The sequence below is a fragment of the Streptomyces sp. NPDC004539 genome (genome assembly GCF_040610055.1).
Taxonomy (GTDB): Bacteria; Actinomycetota; Actinomycetes; order Streptomycetales; family Streptomycetaceae; genus Streptomyces.
Genome location: NZ_JBEXLS010000002.1, coordinates 359,317 through 371,625, shown reverse-complemented (window position 1 = coordinate 371,625; position 12,309 = coordinate 359,317). Strand labels below are relative to the sequence as shown.

Sequence of the window (12,309 nt, the reverse complement as noted above, 5' to 3'; positions counted from 1 at the left end):
AAGAGCAGGCGAAGATGGCGGACGGGCGCACCCCGCAGGGCGCCGGAGAGGACGGCGCCCCGGCGCGTCCGCCCTCCGCCGTGCGGCCCTTCCTGGTCACCGCGGGCCGGGTGGCCGGCGGTTCGGCGGCCTCCGGGCGGCCGATGCCGGTCGAGACGCAGGTGGTGGCCACGGCGGGCGGGCTCGACGTGCTGGACCGGCTCTCCTTCGAACGGCACGACATCGTCGCGGCCTGCCGCCGTCCGCAGTCGATCGCGGAGATCGCGGCGCGGCTGCGGCTGCATCTGAACGTGGTGCGGGTCCTCGCCGAGGACCTGCGTTCGGCGGGCCATCTGACAGTGCACGTTCCCGACTCCGGCGCGATCCACGACGCGTCCGTCCTGCGCAGGGTTATCGATGGCCTGCGGGCCATCCCCGACTCCCGGGGGGTACTCCGTGACTCCGACTGAACCGTTCACCGGCGCCGCCGGCACGGCGCCCGCCGAACGGCCGCCGCTGCCGGTGAAGCTGGTGATCGCGGGCGGCTTCGGGGTGGGCAAGACCACCGCCGTCGGTTCGATCTCCGAGATCGAGCCGCTCACCACCGAGGCGGCCATCACCGAAGTCGCGGCGGGTGTCGACGACCTGTCGCACACGCCGCGCAAGACGACCACCACGGTCGCGATGGACTTCGGCTGCATCACCATCGACCCGACGCTGAAGCTGTACCTGTTCGGCACGCCCGGCCAGGAACGTTTCGGCTTCATGTGGGACGACATCGTCGAGGGCGCCGTCGGCGGCCTCGTCATCGTCGACACCCGGCGCCTCGACGACTGCTACGCGGCCGTCGACTACTTCGAGCACCGCCGTATCCCCTTCGCCGTCGCCATCAACGCCTTCGACGGCAGGGTCGACCACACCCTCGACGAGGTCCGCTGGGCCCTCGACGTCACCGACGGCGTCCCCCTCCTGGTCTTCGACGCCCGCGAACGGGGCTCGGTCCGGGACGCGCTGCTGGTCGTCCTGGAACAGGCGCTGGCCCGCACGGGCGGCTGAGACAGAGAAGGGAGGCCGGTACCTGGGGTTTCCCGGTACCGGCCTCCCTTCTCTGTCTGAGGGACGCCGCCTACGCGTTCCTGCGCACCCCCGGCGAGACCGCGAACCGGGCGACCGCCCAGAACAGGCCGAGGGTCGCGAGGGCCATGAGGGCGACGAGGGTGGCGCCGCCGACGACCTTCTCGTAGTCGTGCTGGTAGAGGCCGTCGATGATGAAGCGGCCGAGCCCGCCGAGGCCGACGTACGCGGCGATGGTGGCGGTGGAGACGATCTGGATGGCGGCGGAGCGCATCCCGCTGAGGATCAGGGCGAGGGCGACGGGGAGTTCGACGCGGAAGAGGATCTCCGCCTCCCCCATCCCCATCCCCCGCGCCGCGTCCACCGGCGCCGGGTCGACCGTGCGCATCGCCTCGTACGTGGTGACGAGGATCGGCGGGACGGCGAGGACGACGAGGGGGATCATCACCGGCAGCATGCCGAAGCCGATGATCATCGTGGTGAGGACCAGGAGCCCGAACGTCGGCAGCGCGCGGGCCGCCGTCGCGACGAACGCGAGGGCGTTGCCGCCGCGCCCGTAGTGCCCGGTGACCAGCCCGATCGGCAGGCCGATGAGCACGGCGAGCCCGAGCGCCTCCAGCGAGTACTGGACGTGCTCCCACAGCCGCGTCGGAATCCCCGCGTAGCCGCTCCAGTTGGCGTCGTTCTCGAAGAAGTTGCTGATGTAGTGCAGGACGTTCACCGGACGGCGTCCTCCAGTGCGGCGGGGGCCGCCTCGGTCCTGGGCCGGCCGGCGCTCCCCCGGGGCATCCACGGCGTGAGCAGTGTCCGCAGGCCGACCAGAGCCGCGTCGACGAGCACCGCGAGGGCGGCCGAGGTGAGCACCGAGTTCCAGGCCAGCTCGGGGCGGTTGTAGATGTTCGCGTCGTGCAGCAGGTTGCCGAGGGCGCCCTGGTTGCCGATCAGCGTGCCGACGCTGACCAGCGAGATGCTGGAGGCGACGGCGACCCTGAGGCCGGCGATGATCGCGGGCACGGCGATCGGCAACTGCACCTGGACGTACCGGCGTACGGGGCCGAAGCCCATCGCGGTCGCGGCGGCCAGCGTCTCCTGCGGCACCGAGCGCACCGCGTCGACGATCGCCGGGACGAGCACGACGAGGCTGTAGACCGTCAGCGGGATCATCACGGTCAGCTCGGTCATGCCGGTGTAGTCGATGAGGACGACGAAGAACGCGAGCGACGGGATCGCGTACAGCACGGTCGTCACCCAGAGGACCGGCGGATAAAGCCACTTGAGGCGGACACAGAGCTGTCCGAGCGGCAGGGCGATGACGAGCCCGGCGAGGACCGGGAGCAGCGCCTCGCGCAGGTGGAGGCCGATGAGGCCGAGCCAGCTGTGCTGGAGGTCGCTGGGGATGTCGAAGAAGCCGTCGAAGTAGCTCACCGCAGGACCTTCGGCTCCGGGGAGGCGCTCTCTTCGTGCGCCCCGCGAATCGCGTCCCCGATGGCCTGCTGCGAGACGACCCCGGCGACCCGGCCCTCGGCGTCGACGCCGACCGCCCAGCCCGTCGGCGAGAGCACGGCGCAGTCGAGGGCGGCCCGCAGGGAGTCGGTCCCGGCGGCGAACGGGCGCCCGCAGGACAGGAGTTGCCCGGCGTCGATCTCTCCCGCGACCAGCTCGCCGGGCTCCCCCCAGCCGAGCGGTTTGCCGTCCAGGCCGGTCACGAGGAGGTAGGGCGCCCCCGCGTTCCGCGCCGAAGTCAGCTGCTCGGCGCTGGAGTCGACGGCGACGACCGGGCCGGTGAGCAGCTCCAGCCCCGAGGAGGGGAAGAAGGAGAGCCGCCGGATGCCCCGGTCGGCGCCGAGGAAGTCCTCGACGAACGCGTCGGCGGGCGAGGTGAGCAGTTCGGCCGGGGGCGCGAACTGGGCGAGCTTGCCGCCGGTGCGCAGGACGGCGACCATCGTGCCGAGTTTGACGGCCTCGTCGATGTCGTGCGTGACGAAGACGATCGTCTTGCCCAACTCGCCCTGGATGCGCAGGAGTTCGTCCTGGAGTCCCTTGCGGACGACGGGGTCGACGGCGGAGAACGGCTCGTCCATGAGCAGGATCGGCGGGTCGGCGGCGAGGGCGCGGGCCACGCCGACGCGCTGCTGCTGGCCGCCGGAGAGCTGGTAGGGGTAGCGCTTCGCGAGCGCGGCGTCGAGGCCGACGCGGCCCATCAACTCCCGTGCGCGTTCCCGGGCTTCGGCCTTGCTCCGGCCCAGCAGGCGCGGCACGGTCGCGATGTTGTCGAGGATCGTGCGGTGCTGGAAGAGTCCGGCGTTCTGGATGACGTAACCCATGCCCCGGCGCAGGGTGTTGACGGGCTGCCGGCGGGTGTCGACGCCGTCGATGGAGATCGTGCCCTCGCTGGGTTCGACCATCCGGTTGATCATCCGCAGGGTGGTCGTCTTGCCGCAGCCCGAGGGGCCGACCAGGACGGTGATCGCGCGGTCCGGGATCTCCAGGGAGAGCCGGTCGACGGCGGTCGTGCCGTCCGGATACCGCTTGGTGACTGAATCTATCCGTATCAAAACGCCGAACACCCTTCGGGTCTGGCCGAATCCGCCCGTTGTCGACCGCAACTAGGGCCGTTGCGGGGAGAGTGTAGACCGCCTGTGTTGCATCTCTTCAATGGGTACACGGTCTGAATTTCGCCATGCGAGACGCGGGCCGCCGACCCTCCCCGTGCGGCTGCCCGCAGGTCCCTGTGGCACACCTGTGAGTCCGCTGATTCTCATGGTCCGCTCAGCGATGCCTCAGGATCGCCCCAGACGGCGGCCTCAGGGTCGGGGCCATGAACGAAACGAACGCGGGAGGCGTCCGGGGGCGGTCCGTAGAGATCGTCGTGCCGGTCCACAACGAGGCGCACGTCCTCGCCGGCAGCATCGGACGTCTCCACGCCCATCTCGAAGAGTCCTTCCCGTTCCCGTTCCGCATCACGGTCGCGGACAACGCCAGCACGGACGCCACCTGGTCCGTCGCCACCGGCCTCACCCTGGAGCTCCCCCACGTCCACGCGCGCCGGCTGGAGCTCAAGGGCCGGGGCCGCGCCCTGAAGCACGTGTGGAGCCGCTCGCAGGCGGACGTCGTCGCCTACATGGACGTCGACCTCTCCACCGGCCTCGAAGCGTTCCTGCCGCTGGTCGCCCCGCTCCTGTCGGGCCACAGCGACCTCGCGACCGGCACCCGCCTGCACCGCCGGTCGGCCGTGACCCGGGGCGCGAAGCGGGAGTTCATCTCGCGCTCCTACAACCTGCTCCTCAAGGCGGGTCTCCAGGCCCGCTTCTCGGACGCGCAGTGCGGTTTCAAGGCGGTCCGCACCGACGTCTTCCGCGCCCTGGCCCCGCACATCGAGGACACCGCCTGGTTCTTCGACACCGAACTCCTCGTCCTGGCCCAGCGCGCGGGCCTGCGTCTGCACGAGGTGCCCGTCGACTGGATCGACGACCCGGACAGCCGCGTCGACATCGTCCGCACCGCGCTGGACGACCTGAAGGGCATCGCCCGGATGACCCGCACCCGGCGCCGGGTGCCCTGTGTCCCGCGCCGCACCGCCCCGACCGCCCTCACCTCCCCCACCGCCTCGCCCGTCGCGGCGAAGCCCGCCCCGGCCGACCTGGAGTACGCGTCATGACGACCCTCGCCCCACCGCCCGCCCCGGTCCGGCACCACGCCGCGCCCCCGAAGCGGGGCGACCGTGCCCGGCGCCTCTTCCTCGGCTCCCCCGACGACCCCCGCTGGGCCCGCCCCGCGCTCTGGTCGGTGCTGCTCCTCGCGACCGCCCTGTACGCCTGGAACATGACGTCGATCAGCGGGAACACCTTCTACGACGCGGCCGTCTACAGCGGCACGAAGAGCTGGAAGGCGTTCTTCTTCGGCGCCCTGGACTCGGGGAGCTTCATCACCGTCGACAAACCCCCCTTCGCCCTCTGGGTGATGGGCCTGTCGGCCCGCGTCTTCGGCTACGGCACCTGGCAGTTGGCGCTGCCGATGGTCGGACTCGGCGTCGGCTCGGTCGCGTTGCTGCACCGGATGGTGAAGCGGGACTTCGGGCCGGTCGCGGGGATCGTCGCCGCGCTGGCGCTCGCCCTGACGCCGATCACGGTCGCCATCACCCGGGACACCAACCCGGACCCGGTCCTCGTCTTCCTGATGCTGCTGGGCGCGGCGGGCCTCCTGAAGGCCGTCCGCACCGGTCGGCTGATGCCGCTCGTGTGGTCCGGGGTGGCGATCGGGTTCGCGTTCAACACGAAGATGATGCAGGCGTACGTCGTCCTGCCCGCGTTCTTCCTGGTCTACCTGTGGGCCGCGCGCGGCGGCATCGGGCGGCGGCTGCGCAACCTGGCCGTCGGCACGCTCGCGCTGGTCGTCTCCAGCGCCTGGTGGATGGTCGTCGTCGATCTGATCCCGGCCTCGTCGCGGCCGTACATCGGCGGTTCGACCGACAACACGGTCTGGGACCTGGTCATCGGCTACAACGGCTTCGGCCGGATCTTCGGGGCGAGTTCGTCGGTCGGCTCGCAGGGCAACGGGGCGAGCTTCGGCGGTGAGGCCGGGCTGTACCGGATGTTCAACGAGATCATGGGCGGGCAGATCGCCTGGCTGATCCCGTTCGCGCTGATCGCCCTCGTCGGCGGTCTGGTGCTGCGCGGCCGGGCGCCGCGCACCGACGCCAAGCGGGCCGCGCTCCTGCTGTGGGGCGGCTGGTTCGTCCTGCACTACCTGACCTTCGCGCTCGCCGAGGGCACCTTCCACCCCTACTACGTCACCGCCATGGCCCCCGGGATCGCGGCGCTGGCCGGTGCGGGCGGGGTCATGCTCCACCAGGCGTTCCGTGAGCGCCCGGCCGTGAAGTGGGCCTGGGTGCTGCCGACGGCGATCGCCGCGAGCACGGCGCTGGCGGTCGTCCTGCTCCAGCGGGTCTCCGGTTCCGGGACCGTCTACACGGTCGCCGAGGTCGTCGCCGGTGTCGCCGGCACGGCCGCCGTCCTCGGCCTGCTGATCGGCCGGTTCACGCAGCGGCACCGGCTGATGGGGGTCGCCGCGCTCGCGGCGGTCGTCGCGCTCCTCGCCGGTCCGGCCGCGTACTCCGCGTCGGCGGCGACGTCCACCACCAACGGCACGAACCCGACGGCGGGCCCGAGCACGGGCGGCATGGGCGGCGGCATGGGCGGGGGCGGCGGTCAGCGGCCGAGCGGTGACGGGGGCGGTCAGGGGACCAACTCCGGTGAGCGGCCCAGCGGTTCGCAGGGCCAGGAGACGGGCGAACCCCCGACGGGCAGCGACTCGACGGAATCCTCGGGCACTTCGGAGTCCGGAACCCGTGAGTCCGGCGGCATGGGCGGCGGTACGCAGGTCTCCTCCGCGATGATCAGCTACCTGAAGAAGAACCAGGACGGCGCCGCCTGGCTCGTCGCGGTCGCCACCGACCAGACCGCCGCCTCCATCATCCTGGAGTCCGGCCAGCCGGTGATCTCCATGGGCGGCTGGTCCGGCAGCGACAACGCGATGACCCTCGCCAAGCTCAAGTCCCTCGTGAAGGCGGGCAAGTTGCACTACGTCGTCGTCAGCGAGAGCGGCGGCCAGAGCACCGACTCCGAACTCTCCACCTGGATCAAGAAGAACGGCACGGCGGTGAGCGAGTACAGCGGCCTCTACCGGCTGGACGCGTCCGACGTCAGCTGACCCCTCCAAAACACAACGGGTGGGCCGCCGGAGAGATCCGGCGGCCCACCCGTGTGCCGTACGGGGACCGGCATCAGTCCCCGCCACCACCACCGCCACCCCCACAGGACGACCCACCCCCGCACGACGACCCGCCGCCCCCGCAGGACGACCCCTCCCCGCACCCGTCCCCGCCGTCCCCCCAGCCGCCGGACCGCCGCCTGCGGCGCCGCGCGGGCGACCGGGTCCCGACCAGCCCCCCGATCACGAACAGCGCGAACAACCCGAACACCACGATCCCCGCGCTCATCAGAAAGTCCATCTCCCCCACCCCCGTAGTCGCCGCCCGTGCGGCTGAGTGAAGGGGGGATGCCCCTCGACGACGGCCCCCCAAGCGCGACTTGAGGAAGACGAGAGCAACCACGCCAAAAGCGCCCCCGGCCACGACCGGCCGAGGGCGCTGAAACACTCCGAACCCGCTAGGACGCGATCGGCACCCCGTCCGTCCGCAGCACCTCTCCCCCCGCCACCACGGCGAACACCTCGCACCCCGCCCGCCCGGCCGCCCACTCCACACCCTCGCGCCCCATGGCGAAGGCCGCGGTGGCGACGGTGTCGGCCAGCGTCAGCGACGCCGCGACGATCGTCAGGCTGTCGAGCCCGGTCGCCGGCAGCCCCGTACGCCCGTCGACGATGTGGTCCCCCCGCTCGTAGCGGGCGGACGTCGCGACGGCCCCCTCGCCGATCTCCAGGACGGCGCACACCTGGTCGGCGAACTCCGGATGCCGCACCCCCACCCGCCAGGGCCCGCCGCCGACGACGACGTCACCCCCGGCGTTGAGGCAGAACCGCCGCACCCCGGCCCCGGTGAGCAGATCGGCCGCGCGCTGCACGGACCACCCCTTCACGACGGCGCACGGGTCGAAGTCGCGGCCGGGCAGCCGGACGTCGAACGCCCCGCCCGTCGCGACCCGGTACTCCTCGCACAGGCCGAGCACCTCGACGAGGTCCGCGCTCAGCTCGCCGTCCGTCAGCTCCCCGCGGCCGTACCGCGAGACCTCGCTGCCGGACTTGTACGGGCTGAACCGCTCGTCGACCTCGCGCAGCCAGTCGAAGACGGTGTCACCGAGCCCCTCGGGGACGGTGTCGTCGTCGATCCGCAGCGAGATCGGGAACCCCATGACGTGCTCGACCCGGTGCATGGTTCAGCCCTTCGCGTCAAGCGCGGCCTGGAGGGACTCCTTGTAGCCGTCGCTGGTGATGGTCGCACCGGACACGGTATCGATCTCCGCGCTCTGCGCCTCCAGCGTCTCGGCGATGAGCTTCGGGACGGCGTTCTTCGTCTGCGGGTGATCGGGCGCCTTCAGCATCTCGACGGCCGTGATCTTGTCACCCTCGAAGGTGACCTGGACCTGCACGTCCCCCTTCTCGGTACCCACCGTCGTACCGGCGACGACCTTCGAAGAAGAGGCGGAGGAGGCGGACGGGCTCGGGGAAGCCTTCGCGGCGGCCGTGTACGCGTCGATCGCCGCCTGCAACGACTCCTTGTAGCCGTTGCTGGTGATCGTCGCCCCCGACACCGTGTCGATGTCGGCGCTCTGCGCGCTCAGGGTCTCCGCGATCAGCTTCGGCACGGCCGCTTCCGTCTGCGGATGGTCCGGCGCCTTCAGCATCTTGACGGCGGTGATCTTGCCGTCGGTGTACGTGATCTGGACCTGGACGTCACCCTTGTCGGTGGTGACGGTCGTCCCGGAGAAGACGGTTCCGGAGGTGCCCGAGGAGGAGGAGTCGCTCGTCTCCGAAGTACTGCTGCTGGCCGACGAGGACGACGACTCGACGCCGGGCTCGTACCGGAAGACGGGGATCAGACCGGCGACGGACAGGACAAGGACGGGTATGGCTCGTTTCACGGTGTCTCTCTCATCCCGCCAGGCTGAAGCGCTCGAAGTGGATCTGCGGTTTCGGCACGTCCAGCTCGCGCAGGGTGCCGAGGACCGCGTTCATCATCGGGGGCGGCCCGCACAGGAAGACGTCCCGCTCGGCGATGTCCGGGACCAGCGCCGCGAGTTCGCGCGGGGCGAGCCGGTCGGGGACGGGCGGGCCGGTGACGAGGTGCAGCTCGGCGCCCTTCGCGTGGGCGAGTTCGCGCAGCTCGTCGTAGAGGACGGCGTCGCTCTCGGAGCCGACGCGGTAGACGACGACCGCGTGCCCGGTGAGGTCCTCCATGAGGGCGCGGATCGGGGTGACGCCGACGCCGCCGGCGATGAGGAGCGCGTCGGTGCGGGTGCGGTGCAGCGCGGTGAACGCGCCGTACGGGCCCTCGGCGAAGACGCGGGTGCCGGGCTTGATGTGGCGCAGGCCGGCCGAGCCGTCGCCGGCCGCCTTGGCGGTGAGGCGCAGCCGCAGGCCGTCGGGGGCGGCGGACAGCGAGAAGGGGTTCGCCTGCCACCAGCGGTCACGGGTCAGGAAGCGCCACAGGAAGAACTGGCCGGCCTGGGCGGGCATCTTGTCGAGGTCGCGGCCGGTGATGTGCACGGAGACGACGTTGTCCGACTCGGGGACGACCTCCGAGACACGCAGCTGGTGGCGCCAGTTGCGCCACAGCGGCAGCACGAACCGGCCGAGGACGACCGCGCCGAGGGCGACGCCCCACACCCCGTACCAGTAGGCGGTCGCGGCGTCGGACGCGGTGAACGTCGTCCCGATGGCGACCTGGTGGGTGAAGGCGAGGACGACGGCGACGTACGTGTAGAGGTGGATGAAGTGCCACGTCTCGTACGCGAGGCGGCGGCGGGCCCAGCGGGCGGAGGCGCCGCCGATGACCAGGATCAGGACGAGCGCGACGACGGCGCGCAGGACGCCCTCGGCGGTCTCGGCGAGGTTCACTATCTGGTTGACCGGGTCCATCGTGCCGGCGAGGTCGGCGTAGCCGAAGGCGATGAAGACGACGTGCCCGACGAGCGTCCACAGCAGGCCGAAGCCGGTCCAGCGGTGCCAGTTGGTCAGGCGGTCCATGCCGATGCGGCGGTCGAGCCAGGGCAGCCGGGCGACCAGCAGGAGCTGGAAGGCCATGAAGAGCGCGCCGTAGAGGCCGGCGAAGCGGCCGAGCACGATGAGGGCGTTGGAGCCGAAGCCGGCGTCCGCGGCGAAGTAGGTGACGGCGGCGACGTTCGCGGCGAGCACGGCGTACAGACCGGTGCGCGCCACCACCTTCGGTCGGATACCCGTGGCGGCGGGTGTGGGGGGAGACTGCTGGACGGTCGTCACGGGCTGGGACTCCTCGATCGGGTTCTCAGGACATGAGCTTCGCCGTCGGGAGCTGTCGATATCCTGTCGTAACACTTTCAAGTAATTATCGATCCAGGAGAGTGTCATCGGAGGGTCTGGCCTTGTCAGTGGCGTAGCGCACTATGGGCGGGTGGAGAAAGTACGCCTTCTCGTCGTGGACGACGACCCGCCGATCGCCGATCTCGTGGCGACGGTCGCCCGCTACGAAGGCTGGGAAGCGGTCACCGCGAACTCCGGTGAGGACGCGCTGCGGCTGGCCGCCGAGTTCCAGCCGGACATCGTGGTGCTCGACCTGATGCTGCCCGATCTGGACGGATTCGGGGTGCTCGACCGCCTGCGCCGGTCCGGGACGATGGTCCCTGTGGTGTTCCTCACGGCACGCGACGGCGTCGCGGACCGTGTCGCCGGCCTCACCCGCGGTGGGGACGACTACCTGGTGAAGCCGTTCGCCGTCGAGGAGCTGATGGCCCGCCTGCGGACGGTCCTGCGCCGCTCCGCCGGCCCCAACTTCACCCGCTCGGTCCTCCAGGTCGCCGACCTGACGATGGACGAGGACACCCGCGAGGTCCGCCGCGCCGGCACCCTGCTGACGCTGACCCCGACGGAGTACGAGGTGCTGCGCTACCTGATGCGCCGCTCCCCGACGGTCCTCACGAAGGCGCAGATCCTCGACCACGTCTGGGAGTACGGCTTCGGCGGCCGGTCGAACGTCGTCGAGCTGGTCGTCAGCCGCCTGCGCCGCAAGCTCGACGCGACGGGCGACCCGCTGATCCACACCGTGCGCGGCTTCGGGTACGTCGTCCGCCGCCAGGCCGCCGAATGATCACGCGGCTGCGGGGGTCGTACCGGCGGATGCGGCTCGGCACCCGCCTCGCGCTCGGCCTCGGCGTGCTCGCGCTGGTCGTCTTCGGCGTCGTCGGCACGGCCCTGACGACGTACATGCGCGACTACCTCTCCACCCAGCTCGACACGCAGATCGCGCAGGCCCAGATCGCCCAGTCCAAGAACGTCGTGGACACCGGCTCGCTGGTGGGCAAGAAGTACTGGAGCTGGTTCTACGCCGTCTACGACATCAAGGGCGGCGAAGCGGAGCTGCGCAGACCCGAGGACCCGACCGACCTCCCGCACGACATCGCCGGTTTCACCGCCCTCGCCAAGGCGCAGGGGGGCGCCCCGCAGGAGATGCTGCGCACCGAGCACATCGCCGGCGTCGGTGACTACCGGCTGCGCGCCTGCGAGGTCGAGCCCGGGGTGGTCCTGGTGAGCGCCGCGCCGCTGGACGACATCGACGACACCGTGCAGCGCCTGATCAAGATCCAGGTGGTCGCGTTCGGGTTCGCGCTCCTCGTCCTCGTGGTGATAGGCCGCCGGCTGCTGCGGCGCGGGCTCAACCCGCTGAGCGACATGGCCCACACGGCGCACGGCATCGCCTCCCACGACCTCACGGACTCCGCCGCGCGGCTGCCGCTGCGCGCCGACAAGCGGGGCGGCGGGCCCGAGGTGGAGGAGCTGCGGACCGCCTTCAACACGATGCTGGAGCACATCGACGACTCCCTCGCGGTGCGGGCGGAGGCCGAGCAGCGGCTGCGGCGGTTCGTCGCGGACGCCTCGCACGAGCTGCGGACGCCGCTGATGTCCGTCCGGGGGTACGCGGACCTCTTCCAGTACGCCGCCGCGAACGAGCCGGCGGAGCGGGAACGGCATCTGGCCCGGCTGCGGGCGGAGGCGGCGCGGATGGGGTTCCTGCTCGACGACCTGCTCCTGCTGGCCCGGCTCGACGCCGCCGAGGTGGAGGCGCCGCTGCGGATGGCCGAGGCGGATCTCGTGGACCTCGTCGGGCAGGCCGCCGACGCGTTCCGGGTGAGCCACAAGGACCATCCGCTGACGGCGGCGCCCGGTCCGGTGGAGCTGAAGGTACGGCTCGATCCGCAGCGGATCAGACAGGTCCTGGACAACCTCCTCACCAACGCCGCCGTCCACACCCCGGCCGGCACGCCGGTCTCCGTCTCGGTGTCCGTCGAGGGCGCCACGGCGTACGTCCGCGTCACCGACGAGGGCCCCGGCATCCCCGCCGCCGACCGCGAACGCGTCTTCGACCGCTTCTACCGCGTCGACAAGGCCCGCAGCCGCGACCGCGGCGGCAGCGGCCTCGGCCTCTCCGTGGCCCGCTCCCTGGCCCGGGCCCACGGCGGGACGATCCGGCTGACGACCGACGAGACGGGCCGAACGGTGTTCGCGCTGGAGCTGCCGGTCAGGTGACGGGAGCGGGCGCGTCGGGGC

13 protein-coding genes are annotated in these 12,309 nt (G+C 71.5%); 6 read left to right on the top strand and 7 right to left on the bottom strand.

The window, feature by feature from the left end:
- The first annotated feature begins 14 nt into the window (after positions 1-14).
- Positions 15-449 carry a DUF742 domain-containing protein gene (locus tag ABZX85_RS05365; RefSeq protein WP_355862642.1) on the top strand — a complete coding sequence of 145 codons (435 nt, stop codon included), beginning with the start codon at positions 15-17 and terminating at the stop codon, positions 447-449.
- Positions 436-1,035, top strand: a complete 600-nt coding sequence (locus tag ABZX85_RS05360; RefSeq protein ID WP_355862641.1) for an ATP/GTP-binding protein — start codon at positions 436-438, stop codon at positions 1,033-1,035. The genes ABZX85_RS05365 and ABZX85_RS05360 overlap by 14 nt, the downstream gene beginning before the upstream one ends.
- A gap of 70 nt (positions 1,036-1,105) precedes the next feature.
- On the opposite strand, the gene ABZX85_RS05355 is transcribed toward ABZX85_RS05360, so the two are convergent.
- Genes ABZX85_RS05355 through ABZX85_RS05345 form a run of 3 tightly spaced genes read right to left on the bottom strand, consistent with a single transcriptional unit; the run spans position 1,106 to position 3,608 of the window.
- On the bottom strand, positions 1,106-1,774 hold the full coding sequence (locus tag ABZX85_RS05355; RefSeq protein ID WP_355862640.1) for an ABC transporter permease: 669 nt from the start codon (positions 1,772-1,774) through the stop codon (positions 1,106-1,108).
- Positions 1,771-2,478: an ABC transporter permease subunit gene (locus tag ABZX85_RS05350; RefSeq protein WP_355862639.1), complete on the bottom strand. Its 708-nt coding sequence runs from the start codon at positions 2,476-2,478 to the stop codon at positions 1,771-1,773. The genes ABZX85_RS05355 and ABZX85_RS05350 overlap by 4 nt, the downstream gene beginning before the upstream one ends.
- Positions 2,475-3,608, bottom strand: a complete 1,134-nt coding sequence (locus ABZX85_RS05345; RefSeq protein ID WP_355862638.1) for an ABC transporter ATP-binding protein — start codon at positions 3,606-3,608, stop codon at positions 2,475-2,477. The genes ABZX85_RS05350 and ABZX85_RS05345 overlap by 4 nt, the downstream gene beginning before the upstream one ends.
- Before the next feature lie 263 nt (positions 3,609-3,871).
- Here ABZX85_RS05345 and ABZX85_RS05340 point away from each other — a divergent pair, with 263 nt between their 5' ends.
- Both ABZX85_RS05340 and ABZX85_RS05335 read left to right on the top strand, forming a co-directional pair.
- A complete protein-coding gene (locus tag ABZX85_RS05340; protein WP_355862637.1) occupies positions 3,872-4,711 on the top strand; it encodes a dolichyl-phosphate beta-glucosyltransferase in 840 nt (279 codons plus the stop codon).
- Positions 4,708-6,762, top strand: coding sequence for a glycosyltransferase family 39 protein (locus ABZX85_RS05335; RefSeq protein ID WP_355862636.1), 2,055 nt, complete (start codon positions 4,708-4,710; stop codon positions 6,760-6,762). Before ABZX85_RS05340 ends, ABZX85_RS05335 begins: the two co-directional genes overlap by 4 nt.
- Positions 6,763-6,835: 73 nt before the next feature.
- Here the strand turns inward: ABZX85_RS05335 and ABZX85_RS05330 are convergent, their stop codons facing one another.
- The 4 genes from ABZX85_RS05330 to ABZX85_RS05315 form a co-directional block, all read right to left on the bottom strand.
- Positions 6,836-7,063 carry a hypothetical protein gene (locus tag ABZX85_RS05330; protein WP_355862635.1) on the bottom strand — a complete coding sequence of 76 codons (228 nt, stop codon included), beginning with the start codon at positions 7,061-7,063 and terminating at the stop codon, positions 6,836-6,838.
- 157 nt (positions 7,064-7,220) lie between these two features.
- Entirely contained in the window at positions 7,221-7,943 is a 723-nt protein-coding gene (locus tag ABZX85_RS05325; protein ID WP_355862634.1) for an FAD:protein FMN transferase, read from the bottom strand.
- Positions 7,944-7,946: 3 nt separating this feature from the next.
- Positions 7,947-8,651, bottom strand: coding sequence for an FMN-binding protein (locus tag ABZX85_RS05320; RefSeq protein WP_355862633.1), 705 nt, complete (start codon positions 8,649-8,651; stop codon positions 7,947-7,949).
- A 10-nt stretch (positions 8,652-8,661) separates the two neighbouring features.
- Complete coding sequence (locus ABZX85_RS05315; protein WP_355862632.1) at positions 8,662-10,008, bottom strand: ferredoxin reductase family protein; 1,347 nt, start codon at positions 10,006-10,008, stop codon at positions 8,662-8,664.
- 151 nt (positions 10,009-10,159) lie between these two features.
- On the opposite strand from ABZX85_RS05315, the gene ABZX85_RS05310 reads away from it, so the two are divergent.
- Both ABZX85_RS05310 and ABZX85_RS05305 read left to right on the top strand, forming a co-directional pair.
- On the top strand, positions 10,160-10,852 hold the full coding sequence (locus ABZX85_RS05310; protein ID WP_355862631.1) for a response regulator transcription factor: 693 nt from the start codon (positions 10,160-10,162) through the stop codon (positions 10,850-10,852).
- Positions 10,849-12,288: a HAMP domain-containing sensor histidine kinase gene (locus ABZX85_RS05305; RefSeq protein ID WP_355862630.1), complete on the top strand. Its 1,440-nt coding sequence runs from the start codon at positions 10,849-10,851 to the stop codon at positions 12,286-12,288. Before ABZX85_RS05310 ends, ABZX85_RS05305 begins: the two co-directional genes overlap by 4 nt.
- The last annotated feature ends 21 nt before the right edge of the window (positions 12,289-12,309 follow it).

Coding starts and splice junctions, on each gene's coding strand:
- ABZX85_RS05365 (WP_355862642.1), top strand. CDS start 15: ATGGCGGACGGGCGCACCCCGCAGGGCGCCGGAGAGGACGGCGCCCCG.
- ABZX85_RS05340 (WP_355862637.1), top strand. CDS start 3,872: ATGAACGAAACGAACGCGGGAGGCGTCCGGGGGCGGTCCGTAGAGATC.
- ABZX85_RS05335 (WP_355862636.1), top strand. CDS start 4,708: ATGACGACCCTCGCCCCACCGCCCGCCCCGGTCCGGCACCACGCCGCG.
- ABZX85_RS05330 (WP_355862635.1), bottom strand. CDS start 7,063: ATGGACTTTCTGATGAGCGCGGGGATCGTGGTGTTCGGGTTGTTCGCG.
- ABZX85_RS05325 (WP_355862634.1), bottom strand. CDS start 7,943: ATGCACCGGGTCGAGCACGTCATGGGGTTCCCGATCTCGCTGCGGATC.
- ABZX85_RS05305 (WP_355862630.1), top strand. CDS start 10,849: ATGATCACGCGGCTGCGGGGGTCGTACCGGCGGATGCGGCTCGGCACC.